This window comes from Mycolicibacterium chubuense (assembly GCF_001044255.1).
GTDB classification, from domain to species: domain Bacteria; phylum Actinomycetota; class Actinomycetes; order Mycobacteriales; family Mycobacteriaceae; genus Mycobacterium; species Mycobacterium chubuense.
In genome coordinates, this window is the sequence record NZ_JYNX01000032.1 from 33,165 (window position 1) to 57,740 (window position 24,576).

22 protein-coding genes and 2 pseudogenes are annotated in these 24,576 nt (G+C 69.8%); 17 read left to right on the forward strand and 7 right to left on the reverse strand.

Going from position 1 to position 24,576, the window contains the following annotated elements; genetic code table 11:
- Window positions 1-10: 10 nt before the first annotated feature.
- Both MCHUDSM44219_RS09815 and MCHUDSM44219_RS09820 read right to left on the reverse strand, forming a co-directional pair.
- The gene (locus tag MCHUDSM44219_RS09815; protein ID WP_048418058.1) at window positions 11-1,732 is read right to left on the reverse strand and encodes an aldehyde dehydrogenase family protein; all 1,722 of its coding nucleotides are present in this window, start codon (window positions 1,730-1,732) and stop codon (window positions 11-13) included.
- A gap of 494 nt (window positions 1,733-2,226) precedes the next feature.
- Window positions 2,227-3,327 carry an iron-siderophore ABC transporter substrate-binding protein gene (locus tag MCHUDSM44219_RS09820; protein WP_236695414.1) on the reverse strand — a complete coding sequence of 367 codons (1,101 nt, stop codon included), beginning with the start codon at window positions 3,325-3,327 and terminating at the stop codon, window positions 2,227-2,229.
- A gap of 188 nt (window positions 3,328-3,515) precedes the next feature.
- On the opposite strand from MCHUDSM44219_RS09820, the gene MCHUDSM44219_RS09825 reads away from it, so the two are divergent.
- The 4 genes and pseudogenes from MCHUDSM44219_RS09825 to serB all read left to right on the forward strand — a co-directional run.
- The coding region (locus tag MCHUDSM44219_RS09825) for a cbb3-type cytochrome c oxidase subunit I (protein WP_048418146.1) at window positions 3,516-4,484 on the forward strand (969 nt) is incomplete at its 3' end.
- Window position 4,485: 1 nt separating this feature from the next.
- Window positions 4,486-4,772 (forward strand): annotated as a pseudogene (locus MCHUDSM44219_RS30890) (cbb3-type cytochrome c oxidase subunit I); the annotation flags it as partial.
- Between the two features lies 1 nt (window position 4,773).
- Window positions 4,774-5,509 (forward strand): annotated as a pseudogene (locus tag MCHUDSM44219_RS09830) (cytochrome c oxidase subunit I); the annotation flags it as partial.
- Between the two features lie 35 nt (window positions 5,510-5,544).
- Window positions 5,545-6,795 carry a phosphoserine phosphatase SerB gene (serB, locus tag MCHUDSM44219_RS09835; RefSeq protein ID WP_048418060.1) on the forward strand — a complete coding sequence of 417 codons (1,251 nt, stop codon included), beginning with the start codon at window positions 5,545-5,547 and terminating at the stop codon, window positions 6,793-6,795.
- A 1-nt stretch (window position 6,796) separates the two neighbouring features.
- Here serB and yczR read toward each other — a convergent pair whose 3' ends face one another.
- A complete protein-coding gene (yczR, locus tag MCHUDSM44219_RS09840; protein WP_048418061.1) occupies window positions 6,797-8,239 on the reverse strand; it encodes a MocR-like transcription factor YczR in 1,443 nt (480 codons plus the stop codon).
- 62 nt (window positions 8,240-8,301) lie between these two features.
- Here yczR and MCHUDSM44219_RS29960 point away from each other — a divergent pair, with 62 nt between their 5' ends.
- The 8 genes from MCHUDSM44219_RS29960 (at window position 8,302) to MCHUDSM44219_RS09875 (ending at window position 14,462) form a co-directional block, all read left to right on the forward strand.
- A complete protein-coding gene (locus MCHUDSM44219_RS29960; RefSeq protein ID WP_157868758.1) occupies window positions 8,302-8,454 on the forward strand; it encodes a hypothetical protein in 153 nt (50 codons plus the stop codon).
- A gap of 3 nt (window positions 8,455-8,457) precedes the next feature.
- Window positions 8,458-9,186 carry a membrane protein YczE gene (gene yczE, locus MCHUDSM44219_RS09845; RefSeq protein ID WP_236695415.1) on the forward strand — a complete coding sequence of 243 codons (729 nt, stop codon included), beginning with the start codon at window positions 8,458-8,460 and terminating at the stop codon, window positions 9,184-9,186.
- Window positions 9,135-9,986, forward strand: a complete 852-nt coding sequence (locus MCHUDSM44219_RS09850) for an ABC transporter ATP-binding protein (RefSeq protein ID WP_048418062.1) — start codon at window positions 9,135-9,137, stop codon at window positions 9,984-9,986. Before yczE ends, MCHUDSM44219_RS09850 begins: the two co-directional genes overlap by 52 nt.
- 41 nt (window positions 9,987-10,027) lie before the next feature.
- The gene (locus tag MCHUDSM44219_RS09855) at window positions 10,028-10,816 is read left to right on the forward strand and encodes an NUDIX hydrolase (protein ID WP_236695418.1); all 789 of its coding nucleotides are present in this window, start codon (window positions 10,028-10,030) and stop codon (window positions 10,814-10,816) included.
- Entirely contained in the window at window positions 10,813-11,475 is a 663-nt protein-coding gene (locus MCHUDSM44219_RS09860; protein WP_048418064.1) for an enoyl-CoA hydratase, read from the forward strand. Before MCHUDSM44219_RS09855 ends, MCHUDSM44219_RS09860 begins: the two co-directional genes overlap by 4 nt.
- Before the next feature lie 10 nt (window positions 11,476-11,485).
- Entirely contained in the window at window positions 11,486-12,523 is a 1,038-nt protein-coding gene (locus MCHUDSM44219_RS09865) for a class I SAM-dependent methyltransferase (protein WP_048418065.1), read from the forward strand.
- Window positions 12,445-13,698, forward strand: coding sequence for a THUMP-like domain-containing protein (locus MCHUDSM44219_RS09870; protein WP_157868759.1), 1,254 nt, complete (start codon window positions 12,445-12,447; stop codon window positions 13,696-13,698). The genes MCHUDSM44219_RS09865 and MCHUDSM44219_RS09870 overlap by 79 nt, the downstream gene beginning before the upstream one ends.
- 74 nt (window positions 13,699-13,772) lie before the next feature.
- Window positions 13,773-14,462, forward strand: a complete 690-nt coding sequence (locus MCHUDSM44219_RS09875) for an esterase (RefSeq protein ID WP_048418066.1) — start codon at window positions 13,773-13,775, stop codon at window positions 14,460-14,462.
- Between the two features lie 481 nt (window positions 14,463-14,943).
- Here the strand turns inward: MCHUDSM44219_RS09875 and MCHUDSM44219_RS09880 are convergent, their stop codons facing one another.
- Entirely contained in the window at window positions 14,944-16,221 is a 1,278-nt protein-coding gene (locus MCHUDSM44219_RS09880; RefSeq protein ID WP_048418067.1) for a BamB-related PQQ repeat family beta-propellar protein, read from the reverse strand.
- Window positions 16,222-16,377: 156 nt separating this feature from the next.
- Here MCHUDSM44219_RS09880 and MCHUDSM44219_RS09885 point away from each other — a divergent pair, with 156 nt between their 5' ends.
- A complete protein-coding gene (locus MCHUDSM44219_RS09885; RefSeq protein WP_048418068.1) occupies window positions 16,378-17,115 on the forward strand; it encodes an acyltransferase in 738 nt (245 codons plus the stop codon).
- Between the two features lie 3 nt (window positions 17,116-17,118).
- On the opposite strand, the gene MCHUDSM44219_RS09890 is transcribed toward MCHUDSM44219_RS09885, so the two are convergent.
- Genes MCHUDSM44219_RS09890 through MCHUDSM44219_RS09900 form a run of 3 tightly spaced genes read right to left on the reverse strand, consistent with a single transcriptional unit; the run spans window position 17,119 to window position 20,707 of the window.
- Window positions 17,119-18,345: a glycosyltransferase family 4 protein gene (locus MCHUDSM44219_RS09890; RefSeq protein WP_048418069.1), complete on the reverse strand. Its 1,227-nt coding sequence runs from the start codon at window positions 18,343-18,345 to the stop codon at window positions 17,119-17,121.
- Window positions 18,346-18,347: 2 nt separating this feature from the next.
- Window positions 18,348-19,922: a 1,4-alpha-glucan branching protein domain-containing protein gene (locus MCHUDSM44219_RS09895; protein WP_048418070.1), complete on the reverse strand. Its 1,575-nt coding sequence runs from the start codon at window positions 19,920-19,922 to the stop codon at window positions 18,348-18,350.
- Entirely contained in the window at window positions 19,919-20,707 is a 789-nt protein-coding gene (locus MCHUDSM44219_RS09900) for a class I SAM-dependent methyltransferase (RefSeq protein WP_048418071.1), read from the reverse strand. The genes MCHUDSM44219_RS09895 and MCHUDSM44219_RS09900 overlap by 4 nt, the downstream gene beginning before the upstream one ends.
- Before the next feature lie 195 nt (window positions 20,708-20,902).
- Between MCHUDSM44219_RS09900 and MCHUDSM44219_RS09905 the strand changes: the two genes are divergently transcribed.
- From MCHUDSM44219_RS09905 to MCHUDSM44219_RS09920, 4 genes are all read left to right on the forward strand, one after another.
- Entirely contained in the window at window positions 20,903-21,694 is a 792-nt protein-coding gene (locus MCHUDSM44219_RS09905; RefSeq protein WP_048418072.1) for an electron transfer flavoprotein subunit beta/FixA family protein, read from the forward strand.
- Window positions 21,695-21,743: 49 nt separating this feature from the next.
- Window positions 21,744-22,700, forward strand: a complete 957-nt coding sequence (locus MCHUDSM44219_RS09910; protein WP_048418073.1) for an electron transfer flavoprotein subunit alpha/FixB family protein — start codon at window positions 21,744-21,746, stop codon at window positions 22,698-22,700.
- 159 nt (window positions 22,701-22,859) lie between these two features.
- Window positions 22,860-23,693 carry a GNAT family N-acetyltransferase gene (locus tag MCHUDSM44219_RS09915; protein WP_048418074.1) on the forward strand — a complete coding sequence of 278 codons (834 nt, stop codon included), beginning with the start codon at window positions 22,860-22,862 and terminating at the stop codon, window positions 23,691-23,693.
- Window positions 23,693-24,550, forward strand: a complete 858-nt coding sequence (locus MCHUDSM44219_RS09920) for a lysophospholipid acyltransferase family protein (RefSeq protein WP_048418075.1) — start codon at window positions 23,693-23,695, stop codon at window positions 24,548-24,550. The genes MCHUDSM44219_RS09915 and MCHUDSM44219_RS09920 overlap by 1 nt, the downstream gene beginning before the upstream one ends.
- Window positions 24,551-24,576: the final 26 nt, after the last annotated feature.

Genomic DNA, 24,576 nt, shown 5'->3' on the forward strand with positions numbered 1-24,576 from the left:
ACTGCTCTCGTCAGCCGCGCAGCGCGGAGGCGAAGATGCCGGGCAGCGCCGTCGTGTTGCCATGTACGAGGAATTGAACCAGCCGACGAACTGTGGTCTCGGTGGTCTTGTTCGTGATGAAGAAGACCGGCTTCGGCGAGATGGTCCACTCGCCGTGCAAGAGGGCACGCGGTGACGGACGGAACGGGATCTCGGCGATGGTTTTCTGTACGTGCTGCAACAGGAAAGCGTTGTGCACCACTCCCGTCCCGCTGCCGATGTTCTGCGGAGTCTGTCCGGGGAACGGGCCCCACGGCGTATAGCCCAGCAAGAAGTTCAGACCCGACCACACGTTGACGCCGATGTCGCCGTAGCGCATTCTCGAGATCGCTTCATCGAAGGCCGCCGCATTCGCCTTTCGGGTCGCGGGATCGATGATCAGGGACGCCCCTAGAGTGCCGGGCAAAACGTCGTTGGCGAATTCAACTGCATTGGATAAGAATTCGCGTGCGGTCGCACCCGGCAGCCGCACAATTCCCAAAACGCCGGCGAAGACCTCGTCGCGCAGGATGCTGGCGGCGCTGTGCGGATCGAGATCGGCGATGATCGCGCGACTCTTGTCGCTGCTGAGGAACGCTACCCCGCTCATCCCCGCGCACGCCTTGTCGGTCTTGTCCTCCGAGTGCGGGTAGTACGTGCGGCGAGGTTCAACCTCACGCATGACTCTGCGAACCTCGGCGACGAGCTTGTCCGCGAGTGGCCAATCCCGCGATATGACGACGATCTGGGTCGCTACACAGTTGTGACCGGCGTTGTTGAGCTTGCTCGTGGCGATGTGTTCGGCCTGGAACCTCATGTCCGCGTCGCTCCACTCGCCTGGCACGACGATCACGGGAGTGATGCCACCGAGTTCCGCGGAGATCGGCTTGTTCAGTATCGGTGTGTTGGCGGCTTTTCGGGCCGCGGCCTCGGCGTCGTCACCCCACACGATCGCGTCGTAGGTAGTGGCGGAACCTGTCATGTGGACGGAGTCGACCTTCGGATGGTGGGCCAGATAGCCGCCGACGTCGGCGTTCCCGTACACGAACCTCAACCACCCGCCCGAGACGAACTCACCGAAGATCTCCTCGTAGAAGGACCCGAGGTAGTCGTTGACCGGGTTCATCTTCACGACGCAGACGTTTCCCCGCGCGAACAACTGATCGAGGACGTCGAGTGTCGTGATGGCTCCGACGTTGCCCGCGCCCAGGACGAGTGCCACCCCCGGTTGTTCGTAGCCGGCGCCGCGGTACATCCTGGCTGCGTCCTTGCGAGTCTGCGCCGCAGTGAAGCCGGGCTCGATCCATACCTGCGCCCCGTAACCATTCAGCAGGAGTCGGTCGTATGCGGTGACGGGAAAGACGTCGACGACGACCTGGCCGTCCGGCCTCGTGTGTACCGCGCCGGGCGGGACCGGCGCTTTCCCGGCAAGTATCCGTTTCAGCACAAGGGCGTGGGACATGACGCCCTGGACGAAGGCCCACACGTTGACCAACCACTCCTCGCCGGCCCACGACGACGTCGGGTCGATGCCCTTCGCCTTGTTGGCAGCAGCCGCCATCTGCGGGCTGAGGTCGAGAATCTTCTGGGGCAGTCCGTCGAGCAGCGCCACTTTGTCCTTGAGGGGCAGGGCGACCCATGCCGACGCGTCAGCGCGTAGTTCATCAAGCGCTTGATCAAGGGCCGTGGTGTCGAATGAAGCCTCTGTTGTCATCGCATCCTCCTCAACCGGGGCCAGCCGACAGGAGTCAAGCCTGAGATCCCCTTCGACGTACGGCCAGAGGACAAGGTCCTCGCCGGCGGCCCGCCACGTGGTGAGGACGCCTGCGCGACTTCAGCACCGTTCCCCGTGGCTTGTCCGCCAGCTTCGCCGCGTCGTAGCGGTAGAACGCGTAGTCCTGGGGGAGGACCGCGGCCGCAGCAGGCCCGAAACGTTGATCGGGATACCAGCTCATCGATGGTGCCGTCATGACGTCCCCCTCGTCACCGTGGGCCCATGGTGCCTCGGGTCGGAGAGCCGACAACAGGGCCTTTCGTCACGGGCGTCGAGAGCGGCCGAGGACCGGATCTCGAATCCGCGAAGAGGCCGTGCCGAGGACCCGCGGCGTCGTCGCGCCGGTGTGAAACCGTTGAGGGAGAACAACATCGGCGAGATACGGCCGGAGCCGCTCAGGAGTGCCGGGCAGCAGGGGCGCCATGCCGACCGGATCAGTTGATCGGCGCGTTGACCAGTCGCAGGTCGGCGACGATGCCGCGGGCGGCGACGATGCCCTCCCCGGTCTGCCAGATCTCGTTGTTCACCGCGAAGACCCGGTTGTCCCGGTTGGCCGACAACCGCTTCCAGGCGTCGCTGCCCATCACCTTCGGCGCGCGCTCGCGCGCCTCGGCGGTGGCAAACGAAACGTAGATGAGGTCGCCCTCGGCGGCGGTGAAGTCCGGCGAATTCGCGAGATCCTCGTCGGTGATGCCCACCTCGACATAGGGCTTGTCGCTGAACCGCTGCGCCGGTGGCCGGTCCACTCCGACGTCGGCGAGCACGCTGCCCGCGAAGTTGTCGGTGCCGAACACTCGCATCGTGGTGTCGGTGAACTGCACCACCGAGGCCTGGAAATGCGCGGCGTCGTGGTCGGCGCCCGTCTTGTCGGCGGTCCGCTCGAAGTCGTCGATGAGCCTGTTGGCCGCGTCGAGCCGGCCGGTGGCCGCACCGACCGTGCGCAGGTCGTCCTTCCACGCGACACCGGGCGCTCCGCTGAACACCGTGGGGGCGATCGCCGCGAGCGCGGGGTGGTCCTCGGGCGTGAGCGCGACCGAGCCCAGGATCAGATCGGGTCGTGCGGACCGGATCGCCTCCAGGTCGGGATCGCTGCGCGTGCCGGCCGCGGGCAGGTCGTGGATCGCGGTGCCCAGGTACGACGGCTGGTCCGGCGAGCCGTCGGGCAGCGCGGCGGCGACGACACGCGACTGCAGCCCCAGCGCGCACAGCGCGTCGAGTTGGTCGCCGGCGAGCGCCACGATGCGCTGCGGGTCGGCGCGCACCACCGTGGTCTCGGGGATCGGCGGGGTGATGGCGTGCCCGGTCGCGTTGCGCACCTCGCGGTCGGGGGGACCGTCGTCGAGCGGCGCAGGGTCCGGGGCACACGATTCGTCGGGCCGCCGGTCGTTACCGAGCACCCCGGCGCTCGCGACGCGGGTGGTGCTGGTGATGATCGAACCCTGCGTCGCTGTGGTGGGTTCGCCCGACGAGCCGCACCCGGCCACGATCAGCGCCACGCCGAGTGCTCCCGCTACCCCCGCCGCCCGCACCGACACGTCGCAGACGGTAACACCCACCGCTGTCGGCGCAGCTCAGGCCACGCGTCCGCCGAAAAAGGAACGCAATTACGACGGTTTGTAGGACCACCGCCACCTCTGTCAGGTTCGGGAGTTACCATTCATGTCAAACATCCTCGGGAAGCCCTCTGTGACGTCCCGGTCCGTAAGGAAGGTTGGAGGACCAGTTGGTAGCCGAAGCGCCCCCAATCGGAGAACTCGAGGCACGGCGTCCGTTCCCGTCGCGGATCGGGCCCAAGGGCAACCTGATCTACAAGCTCATCACGACCACCGATCACAAGCTGATCGGCATCATGTACTGCGTCGCGTGCTTCGCGTTCTTCCTCATCGGCGGCTTGATGGCGCTGTTCATCCGGACCGAGCTCGCTGTGCCGGGTCTGCAGTTCCTGTCCAACGAGCAGTACAACCAGCTGTTCACCATGCACGGCACGGTGATGCTGCTGTTCTACGCGACCCCGATCGTGTTCGGCTTCGCGAACCTGGTGCTGCCGCTGCAGATCGGTGCGCCCGACGTGGCGTTCCCGCGGCTCAACGCGTTCTCGTTCTGGCTCTTCCTGTTCGGCGCGCTGATCGCCACCGCCGGCTTCATCACCCCCGGCGGTGCCGCGGACTTCGGCTGGACGGCCTACTCGCCGCTGACCGACGCGATCCACTCGCCCGGCGCGGGCGGTGACCTGTGGATCATGGGTCTGGCCGTGGGTGGTCTGGGCACCATCCTGGGTGCGGTCAACATGATCACCACCGTGGTGTGCATGCGTGCCCCGGGCATGACGATGTTCCGGATGCCGATCTTCACCTGGAACATCCTGGTGACCTCGATCCTGGTGCTGCTGGCCTTCCCGCTGCTGACCGCCGCGCTGTTCGGCCTGGCCGCCGACCGGCATCTGGGTGCGCACGTCTACGACCCGGCCAACGGCGGTGTGCTGCTGTGGCAGCACCTGTTCTGGTTCTTCGGGCACCCCGAGGTGTACATCATCGCGCTGCCGTTCTTCGGCATCGTCAGCGAGATCTTCCCGGTGTTCAGCCGCAAGCCGATCTTCGGCTACACGACGCTGATCTACGCGACGCTGGGCATCGCGGCGCTGTCGGTGGCGGTGTGGGCGCACCACATGTACGCCACCGGTGCGGTGCTGCTTNCCGTTCTTCGGCATCGTCAGCGAGATCTTCCCGGTGTTCAGCCGAAAGCCGATCTTCGGCTACACGACGCTGATCTACGCGACGCTGGGCATCGCGGCGCTGTCGGTGGCGGTGTGGGCGCACCACATGTACGCCACCGGTGCGGTGCTGCTTCCGTTCTTCAGCTTCATGACGTTCCTGATCGCTGTCCCGACGGGCATCAAGTTCTTCAACTGGATCGGCACGATGTGGAAGGGGCAGTTGACCTTCGAGACGCCGATGCTGTTCTCCGTCGGCTTCATCGTGACNGGGCATCAAGTTCTTCAACTGGATCGGCACGATGTGGAAGGGGCAGTTGACCTTCGAGACGCCGATGCTGTTCTCCGTCGGCTTCATCGTGACGTTCCTGCTCGGCGGCCTGTCCGGCGTGCTGCTGGCCAGCCCGCCGCTGGACTTCCACGTCACCGACAGCTACTTCGTCATCGCGCACTTCCACTACGTGCTGTTCGGCACCATCGTGTTCGCCACCTACGCGGGCATCTACTTCTGGTTCCCGAAGATGACGGGCCGGCTGCTCGACGAGCGGCTGGGCAAGGTGCACTTCTGGTTGACGTTCATCGGGTTCCACACCACGTTCCTGGTGCAGCACTGGCTCGGCGACGAGGGCATGCCCCGCCGCTACGCCGACTACCTGCCCAGCGACGGGTTCACCACGCTGAACATCGTCTCGACGATCGGCGCGTTCATCCTGGGCCTGTCGACGCTGCCCTTCCTGTGGAACATCTTCAAGAGCTGGCGGTACGGCGAGCCGGTGATGGTGGACGATCCGTGGGGTTACGGCAACTCGCTGGAGTGGGCGACGTCCTGCCCGCCGCCGCGGCACAACTTCACCGAGCTGCCCCGGATCCGTTCGGAGCGACCGGCCTTCGAGCTGCACTACCCGCACATGGTGGAGCGGATGCGGCGTGAAGCGCACGTCGGCCGAGCCCACGGTCCCGAGGACGGCGACGTGACGCGGCTCGACGGCGCTGAAGTCCGCACCTGACCGCACGTACGCCAGAGGCACTCGGGGGTGAGCGCATCGGAAGCGTAGCGGCCGGTTCGTCGCGCAATCGTTCGTCGCTGTTGATCACGGTGACGGGTCGCGATCAGCCGGGTGTGACGTCGGCGCTGTTCGAGGTGTTGTCCCGGCATCGGGTGGACCTCCTCAACGTCGAACAGGTCGTGATCCGCGGGCGGCTGACGCTCGGAGTGCTCGTCGCCGCGGCCGCCGAGGTGGCCACCGGACCGGATCTGCGCGACGAGGTCCAGACCGCGATCCACCGGCTCGGTCTCGAGGTGACGATCGAGGGCAGCGACGGACTGCCGGTGCTGCGGGAACCGTCGACACACACCATCGTGGTGCTGGGCCGGCCGATCACCGCGGAGGCGTTCGGCGTGGTGGCGCGCGAGGCGGCCGCTCTGGGCGTCAACATCGACTTCATCCGGGGCGTCTCGGACTATCCGGTCACCGGGCTCGAACTGCGGGTGTCGGTGCCGCCGGGCAGTTACCGCGATCTGCAGGCGACGCTGGCCCGCGTGGCGGTCCAGGAGAGCGTGGACATCGCGGTCGAGGACTACAGCCTGTCCCGGCGTGCCAAGCGGCTCATCGTGTTCGACGTGGACTCCACCCTGATCCAGGGCGAGGTGATCGAGATGCTGGCCGCGCACGCCGGCGCCGAGGCAGCGGTCGCCGAGGTCACCGAGGCGGCGATGCGTGGCGAGCTCGACTTCGCCGAGTCGCTGCACCGACGGGTCGCGACGTTGGAAGGGTTGCCCGCCGGCGTCCTCGACGAGGTGGCCGAGCAGATCGAACTCACCGCGGGCGCGCGTACCACGCTCCGGACGCTGCGTCGCCTCGGTTACTACTGCGGCATCGTCTCGGGAGGCTTCCGGCAGGTCATCGAGCCGCTGGCGCACGAGCTGATGATGGACTTCGTCGCCGCGAACGAACTCGAGATCGTCGACGGGAAGCTGACCGGACGGGTGATCGGCGACGTCGTCGACCGGCCCGGAAAAGCCAAGGCGCTGCGCAACTTCGCCCAGCAGGTCGGGGTGCCGATGGAACAGACGGTCGCCGTCGGTGACGGCGCGAACGACATCGACATGCTCACCGCCGCGGGGCTCGGCGTGGCCTTCAACGCCAAACCCGCGCTGCGCGAAGTCGCGGACGCGTCGCTGAGCCACCCGTATCTGGACACCGTGCTGTTCATCCTCGGCATCACTCGCGGGGAGATCGAGGCGGCCGACGCGCTCGACGGCGTGGTCCGCCGCGTCGAGATCCCGGACTGACTCAGACCACGATCGCGGTCGGCTCCACCGACGTGGATCCGGTGACGGCGCGCCATGCGCGGGCCAGCAGCTCGATCGAGGCGACGAGCTGGTCGTCGGGCAGCGTGTAGGGCACCCGGATGAACCGCTCCAGCGTGCCGTCCACGCCGAAACGCGGACCCGGCGGGATCTCCAGACCCATCCGCGACGCGGCCGCCGACAGCGCCGAGCTCATCGGCGCGGGCAGCCGCACCCACAGTGACATCCCGCCCTTGCCGGGGGAGGGCCGCCAGTCGGGCAGATGCTCGGCGAGCAGGTCGAGCAGCAGCGCGCGGCGGGCACGCAGGATCTCCCGCCGCTCGGGGAGCACATCGGCCTCGGCCGCCAAAAGCCGTGCCGCGGCCAGCTGTTCGAAGACGGGCGTACCCATGTCGATCGCGGGCCGCAGCGCGGCGACCGTGGCGAGGGTGTTCCGCTCGGCGCGGATCCAGCCGATGCGCAGCCCACCCCAGAACGACTTCGACATCGACCCGACGGTCAACACCAGGTCCCGGCGCGCGGTCATCGACGCGGCGAACGGGGCCGGCACCTCCTCGTCGAGCCACATGTCGGTGATCGTCTCGTCGATGATGGTTCGGGTGCGGGTCTCGCCGATGATGTGGGCCAGCCGGCGCCGCCCCGGGGGCGGCAGCGTCATCCCGGTCGGATTGTGGTTGTCGGGGATCAGATACGCCAGGCTCGGCGCCAGCTGACGGATCGCGGCGTCGATGGCGTCGAGTTCCCAGCCGTCGGGGGTCATCGCGACCGGCACCGGCCGCAGACCGCGGACCGCCATCGCGGCGAGGCCGCCGTGGTAAGTGGGCTGCTCGACGAGTACCCGATCGTCGGGTTGGGTGTAGGTGGCCAGGATCAGCCCGATCGCGTGCAACGCCCCGGTGGTCACCAGGATCTCGTTGGGTTCGGTGGGAAGGCCTCGGGCGCAATATCTTTCGGCGATGGCTTCACGAAGCGACAGAACGCCGCGCAACTCGATGCCGATGTCGCGCAGGTACGGCGTGACCTGTTCGGCCGCTTCGGCGAATGCCTGCGACACCACGGCCGCGGGGGCGGCGAGCGTGGCTGCGGCCAGATTGGCCGTCGGGATGGCCGGCGCGACGGAAGTCGGCGAGGACAGGGGGAGTGCGGTCGTACTGCGGGCGCCCTGTCGGGCGTGCAGATATCCGTCCTGACGCAACTGGGCGTAGGCCGCGGTGACGGTGGTGCGGGAGACGCGCAGGGCCTCGGCCAGCGCGCGCTCACTGGGCAGCCGCGCGCCCACCGGCACCCGGCCGTCCACGATGAGCAGGCGGATCGCGTCGGACAGGCCGTGGTAGGCGGGCCCGCTGCGACTGGACGTGCGCCAGTTACCCAATTCGCGGGCCAAGAGGTCCACATCGAGCGATCTGGCTGTCATCGCGGTAGTCATTGAGGCCAGTATTCACCAACTGGCTATTGATGGGCAAGCCAGTCACGCAAGATCATGGCGATATGAACCACTGGATATCTCGACTGGCTCACCGGCTGGCCGACCTGTACTACTCGCCCTCGATCGGAAGCGCGATCGACGATCGCGACGCCGATGCCCGCCGCATGCGCAGCGAATTGGACGCCATCCGCATGCACTTCCCCGATCACGCCTGACGGATGGCCCGGGTGAGCACTGCCGCCGCGCGCGGGGCCGCGCTGCTGGCCGGCCTCGTCGGCTACGGCACGTCCATGGCGATGATGGTTCGCGCCGGCCTTGGACTGGACCCGTGGGACGTCTTCCATCAGGGACTGGCGCTGCGCACTCCGCTCAGCATCGGCGCCGCGTCGGCGGTGGTCGGCGTCGCGGTATTGCTGGCGTGGATCCCGCTGCGCAACCGGCCGGGCATCGGCACCGTCGCCAACGTCGTCGTCATCGCCGTGACCGTCGACGTCGCCCTGTGGCTCATCCCCGCACCGGAGTCCCTCCCGGTCCGCGCGGCACTGATGGCAGCCGCGGTGGTGTCCAACGCCGTCAGCACGGTTCTCTACATCGGCGCGGGCCTCGGCCCGGGTCCGCGTGACGGGCTGATGACCGGGCTCGTGATGCGCACCGGGCGCTCGGTTCGCCTGGTGCGCACCACGATCGAGGTCACGGTGCTCACCGTGGGCTGGTTGCTCGGCGGCACCGTCGGCATCGGCACGGTCGTCTACGCGCTCGGCATCGGGCCGCTGGTGCAGCTGTTCGTGCGCCTCACCCCGCGGCGCATCCTCGCCGTCAGCGGCTGGGCCGGGGTCCGTCCTGAGGTGCCGGACGCCATCCGGCCGGACGATTCCGGGCTGACTACGATGAGCGGGTGCCAGCCGACCCCGACGATGACGTCCACGAAGCCGACGAAGACCTGCTGATCGACTTCGCGAAGGTCACGTTGCGCCGCAACGGCCGGCTGCTCGTCGGCCCGGTGACCTGGTCGGTGGAGCTCGACGAGCGGTGGGTCGTCGTCGGCCCCAACGGCGCGGGCAAGACCTCCCTGCTGCGGATCGCCGCGGCGATGGAGCATCCGTCGTCGGGCACCGCCTACGTCCTCGGGGAGCGCCTCGGCCGGGTCGACATGTCCGAGCTGCGTGCGCGCATCGGACTGAGCAGCGCGGCGCTGGCCCAACGTGTACCCGACGACGAGATCGTGCGGGACCTGGTGGTGTCGGCCGGCTACTCGGTGTTGGGCCGCTGGCGCGAGAAGTACGACGACGTGGACTACGAACGCGCGCTCGACATGCTGGAGAGCGTCGGTGGCGAGCATCTGGCCGACCGCACCTACGGCACGCTGTCGGAGGGGGAGCGCAAGCGGGTGCTGATCGCGCGGTCGCTGATGACCGACCCCGAACTGCTGCTGCTCGACGAACCCGCGGCCGGACTCGACCTCGGCGGGCGCGAGGAACTGGTGGCCCGGCTCAGCGATCTGGCGCTGGACCCCGACGCGCCGGCGATGGTGCTGGTGACCCACCATGTCGAGGAGATCCCGCCCGGCTTCTCGCACTGCCTGATCCTCTCCGAGGGCGCGGTGGTCGACGCCGGTCTGCTCACCGATGTGCTGACCGCGGAGAACCTGTCGACGGCGTTCGGACAATCCATCGCCCTGGACATCATCGACGGCCGCTACTTCGCGCGCCGCACGCGCACCCGCGCGGCACACAGGAGGCGTTTGTGACGGCTACCGATCCGCTGGTCCCGCGGCCGGCCGCGACCGTGATGCTGGTGCGCGACACCGACGAGGGCATCAAGATCTTCTTGATGCGCAGGCATTCGGCGATGGACTTCGTCGCCGGGGTCATGGTGTTTCCCGGCGGCGGGGTCGACGACCGTGACCGCAACGCCGACATCGCCTGGCACGGGCCCGACCGCGGCTGGTGGGCCGGCCGGTTCGGCACCGACGAGGAGCTCGCCGAGGCGCTGGTGTGCGCGGCGGCGCGGGAGACGTTCGAGGAGTCCGGCGTGTTGTTCGCCGGCGCTGCCGACGACCCGGACTTGCTGGTCGACGACGCGTCGGTGTACCGGGAGCAGCGGGCCGCGCTGGAGAACAAGTCGCTGTCGTTCGGGGAGTTCCTGCGGGCGGAGAAGCTGGTCCTGCGCGCGGACCTGCTGCGGCCGTGGGCGAACTGGGTGACCCCGAAGGAGGAGCGCACCCGTCGGTACGACACGTACTTCTTCGTCGCGGCGCTGCCGCAGGGGCAGCGCGCCGACGGCGACAACACCGAGACCGACAAGGCCGGCTGGGTCACCCCGCAGGCCGCCCTGGACGACTTCGCCGAGGGGCGCAGCTTCCTGCTGCCGCCCACGTGGACCCAGCTCGACGCACTCAACGGGCGCACCGTCGCCGAGGTGCTGGCCGTCGAACGCCGCATCGTCGCGATCGAGCCGTCGCTGGCCGCCGAGACCGGCGGCAACTGGGAGATCGAGTTCTTCAACAGCGAGCGCTACAACGCCGCCCGCAATCGGCGGGCGCCGCAGGGCTACGCCGACGGGGCGCCGCTGTCGTGACGGAGTTCGTCAGCGTCCACCTCGCCGCAGGCGAGGACGACGCGCGGATCGCGACGCTGCTGCTGTCGCGGCCACCCACCAACGCGCTGACCCGTCAGGTGTGTCGCGAGATCACCGAGGCGGCGGCCGAGCTCGCGCGCCGGGACGACCTGACCGCGGTCATCCTGTTCGGTGGTCACGAGATCTTCTCCGCCGGCGAGGACATGCCGGAGCTGGAGACGCTCGACGCCGAGGAGGCCGAGGAGGCCGCCCGGGTGTGCCGGGAGGCCGTCGACGCACTGGCGGCGGTGCCGAGGCCCATGGTGGCCGCGATCACCGGGTATGCGCTGGGCGCGGGCATGACGCTGGCGCTGGCCGCCGATTGGCGGATCAGCGGTGACAACGCGAAGTTCGGCGCGACGCAGATCCTGGCCGGTCGCGCGCCCGCCGGGGAGGCGGCGACGCGCCTTTCTGCCGCGATCGGCGTGAGCAAGGCCAAGGACCTGGTGTTCAGCGGCCGTTTCGTCGACGCCCGCGAGGCCCAGCAGCTCGGCCTCGTCGACGAACTCGTCGCTCCCGATGCCGTCTACGACGCCGCGCTGGCCTGGACACGTCGGTTCGTGGACTACCCGCCGGAGGTCCTGGCGGCCGCAAAAGCCGCGTTCGACGGCAGACGTTAGGCTGCCCTGCATGACGGAAACGAAGGAATCCGGCGCCCACCCGGACGTCGCCGATCCGGCGCCCACGCCACATGTCGCCGACCCGGCTCCGCAGCCGCGCGCGACCAAGGAGCAGGTCGAAGCCGCGATGCACGACTCCAAGCTCGCCCAGGTGCTCTACCACGACTGGGAGGCCGAGACCTACGACGAGAAGTGGTCGATCTCCTACGACCAGCGGTGCGTCGACTACGCCCGCGGCCGCTTCGACGCCGCGGTGCCCGACGAGGTCCAGCGCGAACTGCCCTACGACCGCGCGTTGGAACTGGGCTGCGGAACCGGCTTCTTCCTGCTCAACCTGATCCAGGCGGGGGTGGCGCGCCGCGGGTCGGTGACGGACCTGTCGCCGGGCATGGTAAAAGTGGCCACCCGCAACGGGCAGGGTCTCGGCCTGGACGTCGACGGCCGGGTCGCCGATGCCGAGGGCATCCCCTACGACGACAACACCTTCGATCTGGTGGTCGGCCACGCGGTGCTGCACCACATCCCCGATGTGGAACTGTCGCTGCGCGAGGTCGTGCGGGTGCTCAAGCCGGGCGGGCGGTTCGTGTTCGCCGGCGAGCCGACCACGGTCGGCAACCGCTACGCCCGCGAGCTCTCGACGCTCACCTGGCGGGTCGCGACCAACGTGACCAAGCTGCCGATGCTCTCGCAGTGGCGCCGCCCGCAGGCCGAGCTCGACGAATCCTCGCGCGCTGCAGCGCTGGAGGCCGTCGTCGACCTGCACACCTTCGATCCCGCCGATCTCGAGCGGATGGCTGCCAACGCCGGAGCGGTCGAGATTCGCACGGCCAGTGAGGAATTCACTGCCGCGATGCTGGGCTGGCCGATCCGGACGTTCGAGGCCGCGGTGCCGCCGGGCCGGCTCGGTTGGGGCTGGGCGAAATTCGCGTTCAACAGCTGGACCACGCTGTCGTGGGTGGACGCCACCGTATGGCGGCGCGTGGTGCCGAAGGGCTGGTTCTACAACGTCATGGTGACCGGGGTCAAGCCGGGCGGTACGCCGTCGTAGCGTTCGGCCTCGACGATGTGAGCTTTCTGGGCAGTGATGCCGGGCGGCTCGCCCTGGCCGAGGTCGGCCGGCTCGATCTCGGCACCACCACCCTGGTCAACGACATCGGTTCGGCACGAACGCGATTCGGTGACCGCGCCGCGGTCCTGGTGGAGACCGTTCAGCTGCGGCGCCGGGCGGCGGCGAAGTTCGCCGACGCGTCGGAGTGGTTGTTCACCGACGAGGCGCTGCAGCAGGCCACCGCGGGGCCGGTTGCCGCGCATCGCGCGCGACGGCTGGCCGGAGCGACGGTGCACGACGCCACCTGCTCGATCGGTTCTGAGCTTGCGGCCCTGCGGCATTCGGCCGCCCACGTGGTGGGCAGCGACGTCGATCCGGTGCGGCTGGCGATGGCGCGGCACAACCTGGGTTCCGGCTCGGGCGCCGAGGTGGTGCTCTGCCGGGCCGATGCGCTGCGCCCCGTCACTCGAGACGCCGTGGTCGTGGTGGACCCGGCGCGGCGCAGCGGGGCCAGGCGCCGGTTCGACCCACGGGCCTACCAGCCGCCGCTCGACGAGCTCCTGGCCGTGCTGGCCGACCGCGATCACGTGGTGAAGTGCGCTCCCGGAATCGATTTCGCGATGATGGCCGAGATGGGTTTCGACGGGGAGATCGAGGTCACCTCTCTGGCGGGCGGCGTGCGCGAAGCCTGCCTGTGGTCGGCCGGGCTGACCGCGGCCGGCGTTCGCCGGCGCGCGACGGTGCTCGACACCGGCGAGCAGCTCACCGACGCCGAGCCCGACGACTGCGGGGTGGCGCCGGCCGGCCGCTGGCTGATCGACCCGGACGGCGCCGTCGTCCGTGCCGGCCTGGTGCGTCACTACGCGGCACGCCACGGTCTGTGGCAGATCGACCCCGACATCGCCTACCTGTCCGGCGACCGCCTGCCGGACGGGGTGCGCGGCTTCGAAGTGCTCGAGAAGCTGCCCTACAGCGAACGTCACCTGCGACAGGCGCTTTCGGCGCGGGCGGTGGGGGCCGTGGAGATCCTGGTCCGCGGCGTCGACGTCGACCCCGACGCGTTGCGATCCCGGATGCGGCTGCGCGGCGACGACCGCGCCTCGGTCGTCATCACCCGCCTCGGTTCCGGGGCGGCAAGCCGGGCAACGGCATTCATATGTCGTCCGTCACGGTGATCGCTCACGTACCCTGGCGGACATCCGACCATGCGCCGTCGCACCCGTGGCGCCGAATCCTGAGGACTCCGACGATGCGCAAACTCGCCGCTGCTTTCCTGGCTGCCGGTGTGCTGGCCGGCTGGGGCGCCACGCCTGCCGCCGCCGCCCAGCCGGCGTGCGCCGACCTCGGCGGCACGGTGGACGCCGAGCAGATCTGTCACGTCCACGTCGAGAACCCGACCTACACCCTCGACTACACCTTTCCGGCCGACTACCCCGACCAGCAGGCGCTGATCGCGTACCTCACCCAGACCCGCGACGGCTTCGTCAACGTGGCGGAGATGCCGGGTTCGTGGAACCTGCCCTACGTGCTCGACGGCAAGGGGACCGGCTACCGCACCGGGCCCGATGACGGCGGCACCCGCAGCGTGGTATTCGAGGTGTACGAGAACGTCGGCGGTGCGCACCCCCAGACCTGGTACAAGGCGTTCAACTGGGATGTCGTCAAGAAGGCGCCGATCACCTTCGACACGCTCTTCAAGCCCGGCACCCGGCCGCTGGACGTGATCTTCCCGATCGTGCAGTCCGAGGTGTCGCGCCAGCTCGGCGTCGACGCCCCGATCGCCGCGGCAGACGGGCTCGACCCGTCGAAGTACTCCGAGTTCGCCCTGACCGACGACTCGATCATCTTCTTCTTCGGCCAGGGCGAGGTCATGGGCGGCGCCGGGGGCGCGCTGCAGGCGACCGTGCCGCGCGCGGCCGTCGCGTCGATGCTGGCCTGAGCCGAGGCGGACTCACAGGCGCCCCACCCCGGCACGTTCTGCAGGACGTCACTCGAACATCGTCTGCACAACGTGCAGACCTGTCACTCCTGGGGCCGGTGCGCCGACGCCGTCGCGCCGATGCTGGCCTAGGCCGGCGCGAAGCCGTACACCCGGCCGTCCCGTCGATGCTCGCCTGAGCTGCGGCGGACTCACAGGCGCCCCACCCCGGCACGTTCTGCAGGACGTCACTCGAACATCGTCTGCACAACGTGCAGACCTGTTGCTCCTGGGGCGTGCCGCGCTCGGCCGTCGCGCCGGCCTAGGCCAGCATCGGCGCGACGCCGTACACCCGGCCGTCGCTGGTCGCGGTGACGANGGCGGACTCACAGGCGCCCCACCCCGGCACGTTCTGCAGGACGTCACTCGAACATCGTCTGCACAACGTGCAGACCTGTTGCTCCTGGGGCGTGCCGCGCTCGGCCGTCGCGCCGATGCTGGCCTAGGCCGGCGCGAAGCCGTACACCCGGCCGTCGCTGGTCGCGGTGACGACCCTGCGGTCGTGGCCGACCGACACCCCGACCGGCCAGCCGGTGGCGCCCGGCAGCCGGTAGGTGTTCACGGTGTGCCCGTCACCGAGGGCGAACACCGTCAGCGCCATCCCGTCGCCGTCGGCGACCACCGTGTACCCGACGCCGGCCAGGCTCGCGGTGGACAGCGGCGCCGTGTCGTCGCGGCTCCACACCTTCTCGGGTCCGTCGCCGGTGTCGCGGATCGCGGTCAGCCGGGCACCTGGACCGCCGCCGGCCACGATCAGCCCGTCGGGGGTCACCGACGGCGGCGTCTGGGCCAGATAGTTCAGCGGCATCGACCACTTCGCGGAGCCGTCGTCGGTGTTGATGGCCCAGAGCCGTTGGTCGCGGCCGTTGACGTAGGCCGTGGCGCCGTCCGCGGAGAGCACGGGGCTGGCCAGCGGACCGCGCCCCACGGCGTCGCTGGTCCATTCGCGGGTGATCAGCGGCGTCTGACCGGGCCGGTAGCGCAGTCCGACGAGCTGCGGGGCCTCGGCGCCCGGTTCCCACAGGGTCAGCACGATGACCTTCGAGGCGTCGGAGTACGCCGGAGCGGCGGCGACGGGGCAGGCCGGCCCGGCCAGCCGGCAGTCCTGCAGGCCGCGTTCGGAGTCTCGCGGATTCACCCCGGCCACCAGATCCATTGCGCTGCCCGCCACGGTGCCGCGTTGCGCGTCGAACACCAGCAGCTGGCCCAGGTGCGTGACGACCAGCAGCATGCCCGGATCCAGGAAGCGCATCGTCATCGGCATGCCGATCACCGGTTGCCGCCAGCGGATCCACTGGGTCACCGGGTAGGACATCACCAAGCCCGGCTGCCCGATGTACAGGTTGTCGAACCCGTCGAACAGCGGACTGGCGATGCCGCCGCCCTGGTAGAGCCGCGTGCACCAGCGTTGCCGCGCGCGGTTGTTGGTCTCCCACACCATCAGCGAACATCCGCCGGCGGTCTGCCCGTTGACCGCGAGGTAGTTGCCCGAACCGAGCGCGGCCTGCGCGGCGAGGTCCCCCTTGACCGACCGCACCCAGTCCAGGCGCAGCGTGTCGGCGCCCGAGACAGGGGAGGAACTGCTGTTGGCGGCATCGGCGTACTGGGCGGCCCAACCCGACGCGGCGCGGGACTGCACCCAGGAGTCGGTGCTCCCGCAGCCGGCCAGTGCGCCCGCGATCAGCACGGTGGTGGCCAGCACGATGATTCGCCGGAGCACGGGGTCCCTTCTGGTCGCGGTGTACGTCGAGCCCACGTGAGGGTAACTGCTCGGCACCGGCGGGCAGGAGCGCAGCGACCCGGGGATGTCGCAGCGGCGGGCAGGAGCGCAGCGACCCGGGGATGTCGTTGTGGCGCTCGCGTAGGCTTTCCGGCCATGACGACGATGTGGGGCGCGCCGCTGCACAAGCGCTGGCGCGGGTCGCGACTGCGTGATCCGCGGCAGGCGAACTTCCTCACGCTGGCATCGCTGCGATGGGTGCTGGCCAACCGGGCGTACACCCCGTGGTACCTGGTGCGCTACTGGCGGCTGCTGAAGTTCAAGCTGGCCAATCCGCACATCATCACGCGCGGCATGGTGTTCCTGGGCAAGGGCGTCGAGATCCAGGCCACCCCCGAGCTGAGCCAGATGGAGATCGGGCGCTGGGTACACATCGGGGACAAGAACACCATCCGCTGTCACGAGGGGTCGCTGCGGATCGGCGACAAGGTGGTCCTCGGCCGCGACAACGTCATCAACACCTACCTCGACATCGAGCTCGGCGATTCGGTGCTGATGGCCGACTGGTGCTACATCTGCGATTTCGACCACCGGATGGACAACATCGAGCTGCCGATCAAAGACCAGGGCATCATCAAGGGCCCGGTGCGGATCGGTCCCGACACGTGGGTGGGAGTGAAGGTCAGCGTGCTGCGCAACACCACGATCGGGCGCGGCTGTGTGCTCGGCTCGCACGCGGTGGTGCGCGGGGACATCCCGGACTTCTCGATTGCGGTCGGTGCGCCGGCCAAGGTGGTCAAGAACCGCAAGGTGTCGTGGGAGACCTCGGCGGCCAAGCGCGCGGAACTGGCCGCCGCGCTGGCCGATATCGAACGCAAGAAGGCTTCCCGCTAGAGGTCAGACGTCGGGCAGCGCCCGCTCCGCGATCGGCCTGCGGGGCTGCGGTCGGCGCTCGCCCCGTTTCGCGCCGAGGTACACCTGCGCGGTCTCGCCGGCGACAGTGCGCCAGGCGAAGTCGGAGGTGAGCCGCTCACGCGCGGCGGTTGCGGCACGCTGTGCGGCTGCGGGCGCGTCGAGCACGGCGCGCACGGCGGCCGCGAGGGCGGCCACATCGCCGGGCGGGAACGAGCGGCCGGTCGCGCCGTCGATCACGGCTTCGCCGAGACCTCCCGCGGTGGACACGACCAGCGGCACACCGGCGGCAGCGGCCTCGAGCGCGACGATGCCGAACGGCTCGTAGCGAGACGGCAGCACGGCGACGTCGGCCCGGTGCAGCAGCGCGAGCAGCTGCGCGTGATCGACGAGGCCGACGAAGTCGATCGCCTTGAGCACCTTGTGCTTGCGGGCCTGCGCGGTGAGGAACGCCAGTTGCGTGCCGTCGCCGGCGATGGTCAGCGTCGTTCCCGGGTGGGTGCGCCGGATGCGCGGCAGCGCCGCGATGGCGTCGTGCACGCCCTTCTCGTATTCCAGCCGGCCGAAGTAGAGCAGCTCGGCGGGACCGGGATGTTCCCGGCGGGGCGCGAACGGCCAACCGGCGAGATCGATTCCGTTGCGGATCACGCAGATCTCGGAGAGCCCCGGGCCGAACAGCGCGGTGATCTCGTCGCGCATCGACGCCGAACAGGTGATCAGCGAATCGGATTCGTGCACCAGCCAGGACTCCAGCGCGTGCACCTGGCGGCTGACCGTGCCCGACACCCATCCCGAGTGCCTGCCCGCTTCGGTCGCATGGATGGTGGAAACCAGTGGCACGTCGAAGAACTGGGCCAGCGCCACGGCGGGGTGGGCGACCAGCCAGTCGTGCGCGTGCACCACGTCGGGCCGCCAGTCGCCGAGCATCAGGCCGGCCCGGACCATCGCGTGGCCCATGGCCAGTGTCCACGCCATCATGTCGGTGCCGAAGGCGAACTCGTGCGGGTCCTCGGCGGCCGCGATCACCCGCACCCCGTCGCTGACCTCGTCGGTGGTGGGGTGCGTCGCCGGGTCGGTGCCCGTCGGCCTGCGGCTGAGCACCACGACGTCGTGGCCCGCCGCGGCCAGTTCGGTCGCCAGGTGGTGCACGTGGCGGCCCAGCCCACCGATGACCACCGGCGGGTATTCCCAGGACACCAGAAGGACTTTCATCGTCACGCGCTCGGCAGTCTCCGCGCGTCCAGCGCGCCGAACAGGCCGTCGGCGCGGTTCCAGCCTTGTGCGAGGCGCTGCGCCTGCTCTACCCGGCCGGACGCCAACGCGTCGGCGATCTCGCGGGTGGCGTGCGCGTGCAGGTGCGCCCGGTAGCGCGCGTAGTCGGCCGCCGAGTCCTTGCTGACCATGAACGGCCAGTCGCTGGACACGGTCAGCAGCGTCTCGCGCAGGATCTGGTCGGCGACGAACATCCGCGGTCCCGGCGCACCCAGTGCAGCCGCGTGGGCGAGTGCCTTGTCCACCGTGCTCAGCGCCGTATCGACGACCTCGGTGTTCAGCCGGACCAGATCGGCCACCTGATCGCCCGCCCACACCTGCCAGTCCTTACCGGAACCCCATGAGCTGGGCGGCAATTCGACCGGGGCGCCGACGTAGCCGTCGGTGATCGCGTCGGTGAGTGTGCCGATCCGCACACCCGCCTCGGGCAGCGCCCGCAGCACCTTCTCCAGCCAGAGTGGGCCCTCGTACCACCAGTGGCCGAACAGCTCGGTGTCGAAGGCGGCGATGACGTGCGCGGGCCGGCCGATCCGGGCGCTCTCGCTGATCAGCCGTTCCCGCACGGTGGCGACGAAGTCGTCGACGTGGCCGTCGACGGCGGCCGCGGCGCGCGCGGGATCGTAGGGGGCCTTGGCGTCCGAGGGCACGTTACGACCGGTCACCCGAGCCGGTTTGAGGCCCGTCGCATGGTCGTAGGTGTGGAAGTCGCGGTAGGCGGCGTGGCCGGGATAGCCGGATTTCGGGGACCACACGCGGTAGCTGACGGCCAGATCGCGGCCGAACGCGACGACGTCGGAGTCGCCGACCGGGCGGCCGAGCGCGGTATCGCCGTGCAGCGACGGGCCGTCGACCATGAAGTGGCCCACCCCGGCGGCGGCATACTCGGTCTCCATTCCCGGCGCGTAGGCACACTCCGGCGCCCAGATCCCGGCGGGGCGGTGCGCGAAGCGCTGCTGGGCGTCGGCCAGACCCTCGCGCAGCGCGAACTCGCGCAGCCGAGGGTTGAGCAACGGCTGGAAGGGGTGCGCGAGCGGACCGCCGAGCAGCTCGATCACGCGGCCGTCGATGAGCTCCCGTAGCACCGGGCTGCCACCGTGCCGCCACAGCGTCTCGAACTCGGCGAGCTCGCGATCGACCTCGGCCAGCTCACGGGAACCGAAGCGGCGCAACGCTTCTGGCTCCGATGCGGGGGAAGGGCCGGACGCCGTTCGGGTGGTCGCGGCTTCACGAGCGCGCAGCCGCCAGTTGGCCAGCCAGTGGTGCATGCCCTGCAGGCAGTAGGGATCGTCGAGCTGGGCGGCCACCACCGGGGTGACACCGAGGGTGACCAGGTGCTGCCGATCCTCGTCGGCCAGGGTCCGCAGCACCCGCACCAGCGGCAGATACGACGCGGACCAGGACTGGTAGAGCCATTCCTCGCCGACCGGCCAGCGGCCGTGGTGGGCCAGCCACGGCAGATGGGTGTGCAGGACGAAGGTGAACAGCCCGGGTACCGGGTCGGATGCGGGAACCGTCACGGCCGCACCGCGATCGCAACCAGGTCGAGACTGTCGTCGATGTCGCGGCCGTCGGTGAGCTCGAAGTCGTCGACGGTGACCGATTCCACGTCGGCGAGCAGCTCGGCCGGCCACGGCGCATCGGCGAGGGCGCGGGCGATCTGCGCATCGATGATCGAACCACCATGCCGCGCGTCCAGCTCGGCGAGCCGGGTTCCGTGGTACACCCCGAGCATCGAGTCCATCCGCAGCCCGGCGTCGACGAGCAGCTCGGTCAGCTCCGCGGCGTTGAGTTCCCGGGTGTGGAACGGGTTGACCGGGGTGTCGAGACCGGGGGAGAAGGTGATCCGGTTGGGGGTCGACATCAGCAGCAGCCCGCCCGGGCGCAGCACCCGGCGGCACTCGGCGACGAACTGGCCCTGGTCCCAGAGATGCTCGATCACCTGGAAATTGACCACCACATCCACCGACTCGTCGGCCAGCGGCAAGGCGGCGAGGTTGCCGTGACGCATGTCCACGCGCGGATAGCGGGCTCGAACGTGCGTCACTGCCGACTCGTCGTAGTCCAGGCCGATCACCCTGCGCGCGACGTCGGCGATCAGATCGGCACCGTAGCCCTCGCCGCAGCCCGCCTCGAGCACGTCCCGGTCGCGGCACCGGTCCAGCAGGCGGCGGTAGACCACCTCGTGCCTGCGGAACCAGTAGTTCTCCTCGGCGACACCGGGGACGGTCCGCTCACCCGTCAGCGCCATGGGGGCGTCAGCCGGCTGCGTCTCAACCGCTGAATGGGTCACGTGTGCGCTCATCGGAGGCAGGCTAACCCGTAACCGACCGATGACGAACTGTTCATAGGACCCCGGCGGGCGAGAACGCAAACTTCGACCAGCTATGGTGTTTTTGCGAACCGCCTTAAGTTACCCGCTGGTAACCTGGGGGTGAGAGCTCCAAACGTGATAAGGCGGGCCGGTCACCGGCCCCTTCGAGAAGGACGAACTGCAGTCATGACGAACATCGTGGTTCTGATCAAACAGGTTCCCGACACATGGTCCGAGCGCAAGCTGTCCGAGGGTGACTGGACCCTCGACCGCGAGGCCGCCGACGCCGTGCTCGACGAGATCAACGAGCGCGCCGTCGAGGAGGCGCTGCTGATCAAGGAGCGTGAGGGCGGCGACAGCACCGTCACCGTGCTGACGGCCGGCCCGGAGCGCGCCACCGAGGCCATCCGCAAGGCGCTGTCGATGGGTGCCGACAAGGCGGTGCACCTGGTCGACGAGGGTCTGCACGGTTCGGACATGGTGCAGACGGGCTGGGCGCTGGCCCGTGCCCTGGGCACCATCGAGGGCACGGAGCTGGTCATCGCCGGCAACGAGGCCACCGACGGCACCGGTGGCGCCGTGCCGGCGATCATCGCCGAGTACCTCGGCCTGCCGCAGCTGACGCACGTGCGCAAGCTCACGGTGGAGAACGGCAAGGTCACCGGCGAGCGCGAGACCGACGACGGCGTGTTCACCCTCGAGGCGACGCTGCCCGCCGTGGTCAGCGTCAACGAGAAGATCAACGAGCCCCGCTTCCCGTCCTTCAAGGGCATCATGGCCGCGAAGAAGAAGGAAGTGACCAAGCTGACGCTCGCCGAGATCGGTGTGGAGGCCGACGAGGTCGGTGTCGCCAACGCCGGTTCCAAGGTGCTGTCGTCCACGCCGAAGCCGCCCAAGACCGCGGGCGAGAAGGTCACCGACGAAGGCGAGGGCGGCACCAAGATCGCCGAGTACCTGGTCGCCCAAAAGATCGTCTAGTCCCCGTTCTCATCAATCCACCCCTAGAACTCAAGAGGCAACGAAACCCATGGCTGAAGTACTCGTGCTCGTGGAGCACGCAGAAGGTGCGCTGAAGAAGGTCACCGCCGAACTGATCACCGCCGCCCGTGCGCTCGGTGAGCCCTCCGCGGTCGTGGTGGGCAAGCCCGGCACCGCCGAGCCCCTCGTCGAGGGGCTCAAGACAGCCGGCGCCGCGAAGATCTACGTCGCCGAGTCCGACGACGCCGAGAACTACCTGATCACGCCGTTCGTCGATGTGCTGGCCTCGCTGGCCGAGTCCGCGTCGCCCGCGGCGGTCATCCTGGCCTCCAGCGCCGACGGCAAGGAGATCGCCGGCCGGCTGGCCGCGCGCATCGGCGCGGGCATCCTCAGCGACGTCGTCGAGGTCCGCGAGGGCGGCAAGGCGATCCACTCGATCTTCGGCGGCGCCTACACCGTCGAGGCCGAGGCCGTCGGTGACACCCCGGTGATCACCGTGCGTCCCGGCGCGATCGAGGCCGAGTCGTCCGAGGGCGCCGGCGAGGTCGTCACCGTCGAGGTGCCGGCTCCGGCCGAGAACGCCACCAAGATCACCAAGCGCGAGCCCGCGGTCGCCGGTGACCGCCCCGAGCTCACCGAGGCGACCGTCGTCGTCTCCGGTGGCCGTGGTGTGGGCAGCGCGGAGAACTTCGGTGTCGTCGAGCAGTTGGCCGACTCGCTCGGGGGCGCGGTCGGCGCCTCCCGCGCGGCGGTGGACTCGGGCTACTACCCGGGCCAGTTCCAGGTGGGCCAGACCGGCAAGACCGTCTCGCCGCAGCTCTACATCGCGCTGGGCATCTCCGGGGCGATCCAGCACCGCGCCGGTATGCAGACGTCCAAGACGATCATCGCGGTCAACAAGGACGAAGAGGCGCCGATCTTCGAGATCGCCGACCTCGGCGTCGTCGGTGACCTGTTCAAGGTCACCCCGCAGCTGACCGACGCGATCAAGGCCCGCAAGGGCTGATCGCCGCAAGGCACCCGCGTCAGGCCCTCGTCCCCACCGGGACGGGGGCCTTTCGCCTTCCCCGGGCCGGACACCCGCCCCCGAACCGTCACCCACCGCTCACGAACACGTCACGCACCGATTGCCGTCGCGCTGATCGCCTGCGCGACCGTGCTGGCTATGAGCACTGCTTCTGTACTCATCGCCAGCGATCCCGACAGCTCCGCAGCCACCCACCCCCGCTACTCGCTCCTGCTGTGCACCGACGCCGACTCCATCGAGGCCGCGCAACGGCTGCGCCACGACGTGTTCACCGCCGAACCCGGGTTCACGCTGGCCGACACCGGCCACCCCGGCCTGGACGCCGACCGGTTCGACGAGTACTGCGACCATCTGCTGGTCCGTGACGATCACACCGGCCAGCTCGTCGGGTGCTACCGGATGCTGCCCCCGCCCGGGGCGATCGCCGCCGGAGGCCTCTACACGGCCACCGAGTTCGATGTCTCGGCGCTCGACCCGCTGCGCCCCTCGCTGGTCGAAATGGGCCGCGCGGTGGTCCGTGCCGGGCACCGCAACGGCGCGGTCGTGCTGATGATGTGGGCGGGGATCCTGGCCTACCTGGACCGCTGCGGCTACGACTACGTGACCGGCTGCGTGTCGGTTCCGGTCGCCGACCCCTACGGCGTCGAACCGGCGGGAAGCCACCTGCGGGGCGTGCGGGACTTCGTCATGCGCCGCCACCGGGCGCCGCATGAGTTCACCGTGCGGCCCTACCGGCCCGTCGTGGTCGACGGCCGCTCGCTGGACGACATCGACCCGCCGGCCCGGGTGTCGGTGCCGCCGCTGATGCGCGGATACCTGAGGCTGGGCGCCCAGGTCTGCGGAGAACCCGCCCACGATCCCGACTTCGGGGTCGGTGACTTCCCCGCGCTGCTGGACAAGCGCCGCGCCGACATCCGCTACCTGACGAGGCTGCGCTCGGCCGGCGCCGCAGCCACCGCGGTGGACGCGTGATGAGCACGCGCAGCCACGCCTGGCTGCCGGCAGCCTCCTGCGGCCCGGGCTGCATCGCGGCGGGCGCGGCAGCCGCAGGCCGGCGTCCTGTGGTGATGCTGCGGGTGGCGCTGCGGGCCACCCTGACGATGCTGCTGCTGCCGACGCTGCCGCTGCTGGCGGTGCCGCTGCCGGGGCGCTCGCATCTGCAGCGGCGGTACTGCCGCGTGGTGCTGCGCTGCCTGGGCATCAGGATCACCGTCTCCGGCGGCCCGGTCCGCAACCTTCCCGGTGTCCTGGTGGTCAGCGGGCATGTGTCCTGGGTGGACATCTTCGCCATCGGCGCCGTCATGCCGGGCGCCTTCGTCGCCAAGGCGGAGATGGTCGGCTGGCCCGGGCTGGGCACGCTGGCCCGGATGATGAAGGTCATCCCGATCGACCGGGACGATCTGCGCCGGCTGCCCGAGGTGGTGCGCGCCGTCGCCGACCGGTTGCGCGCCGGGCGCACCGTGGTGGCGTTCCCCGAGGGCACGACGTGGTGCGGGCTGGCGTACGGGCCCTTCCGGCCGGCCATGTTCCAGGCCGCGATCGACGCCGGCCGCCCGGTGCAGCCGCTGCGGCTGAGCTACCACCACCGCGACGGCAGCAGGTCGACGGTGGCGTCCTACATCGGCGACGACAGCCTGCTCACGTCGATCCGTCGGCTCGTCACCGCGCGGCGCACCGTCGTCCACGTCCGGGTCGAATCGCTGCAGCTGCCCGGCGAGGATCGCCGGGACCTGGCCGCGCGCTGCGAGGCGGCGGTGCGCGGCACCCCGTCACCCACCGCCGCGTCGGCGGCGCCGGCGTGCGGTGACGGTCACGCGCTGGTCGCCTGAGCAGGCCTGCCCGCAGGTGGCGGCTA

Excerpts from the sequence above, each read along its gene's own strand:
- MCHUDSM44219_RS09815 (WP_048418058.1), bottom strand. The coding sequence starts at position 1,732 with ATGACAACAGAGGCTTCATTCGACACCACGGCCCTTGATCAAGCGCTT.
- yczR (WP_048418061.1), bottom strand. The coding sequence starts at position 8,239 with ATGACTACCGCGATGACAGCCAGATCGCTCGATGTGGACCTCTTGGCC.
- MCHUDSM44219_RS29960 (WP_157868758.1), top strand. The coding sequence starts at position 8,302 with ATGAACCACTGGATATCTCGACTGGCTCACCGGCTGGCCGACCTGTAC.
- yczE (WP_236695415.1), top strand. The coding sequence starts at position 8,458 with ATGGCCCGGGTGAGCACTGCCGCCGCGCGCGGGGCCGCGCTGCTGGCC.
- MCHUDSM44219_RS09855 (WP_236695418.1), top strand. The coding sequence starts at position 10,028 with ATGCTGGTGCGCGACACCGACGAGGGCATCAAGATCTTCTTGATGCGC.
- MCHUDSM44219_RS09865 (WP_048418065.1), top strand. The coding sequence starts at position 11,486 with ATGACGGAAACGAAGGAATCCGGCGCCCACCCGGACGTCGCCGATCCG.
- MCHUDSM44219_RS09870 (WP_157868759.1), top strand. The coding sequence starts at position 12,445 with ATGGCGGCGCGTGGTGCCGAAGGGCTGGTTCTACAACGTCATGGTGAC.
- MCHUDSM44219_RS09875 (WP_048418066.1), top strand. The coding sequence starts at position 13,773 with ATGCGCAAACTCGCCGCTGCTTTCCTGGCTGCCGGTGTGCTGGCCGGC.
- MCHUDSM44219_RS09885 (WP_048418068.1), top strand. The coding sequence starts at position 16,378 with ATGACGACGATGTGGGGCGCGCCGCTGCACAAGCGCTGGCGCGGGTCG.
- MCHUDSM44219_RS09890 (WP_048418069.1), bottom strand. The coding sequence starts at position 18,345 with ATGAAAGTCCTTCTGGTGTCCTGGGAATACCCGCCGGTGGTCATCGGT.
- MCHUDSM44219_RS09900 (WP_048418071.1), bottom strand. The coding sequence starts at position 20,707 with ATGAGCGCACACGTGACCCATTCAGCGGTTGAGACGCAGCCGGCTGAC.
- MCHUDSM44219_RS09905 (WP_048418072.1), top strand. The coding sequence starts at position 20,903 with ATGACGAACATCGTGGTTCTGATCAAACAGGTTCCCGACACATGGTCC.
- MCHUDSM44219_RS09910 (WP_048418073.1), top strand. The coding sequence starts at position 21,744 with ATGGCTGAAGTACTCGTGCTCGTGGAGCACGCAGAAGGTGCGCTGAAG.
- MCHUDSM44219_RS09915 (WP_048418074.1), top strand. The coding sequence starts at position 22,860 with ATGAGCACTGCTTCTGTACTCATCGCCAGCGATCCCGACAGCTCCGCA.
- MCHUDSM44219_RS09920 (WP_048418075.1), top strand. The coding sequence starts at position 23,693 with ATGAGCACGCGCAGCCACGCCTGGCTGCCGGCAGCCTCCTGCGGCCCG.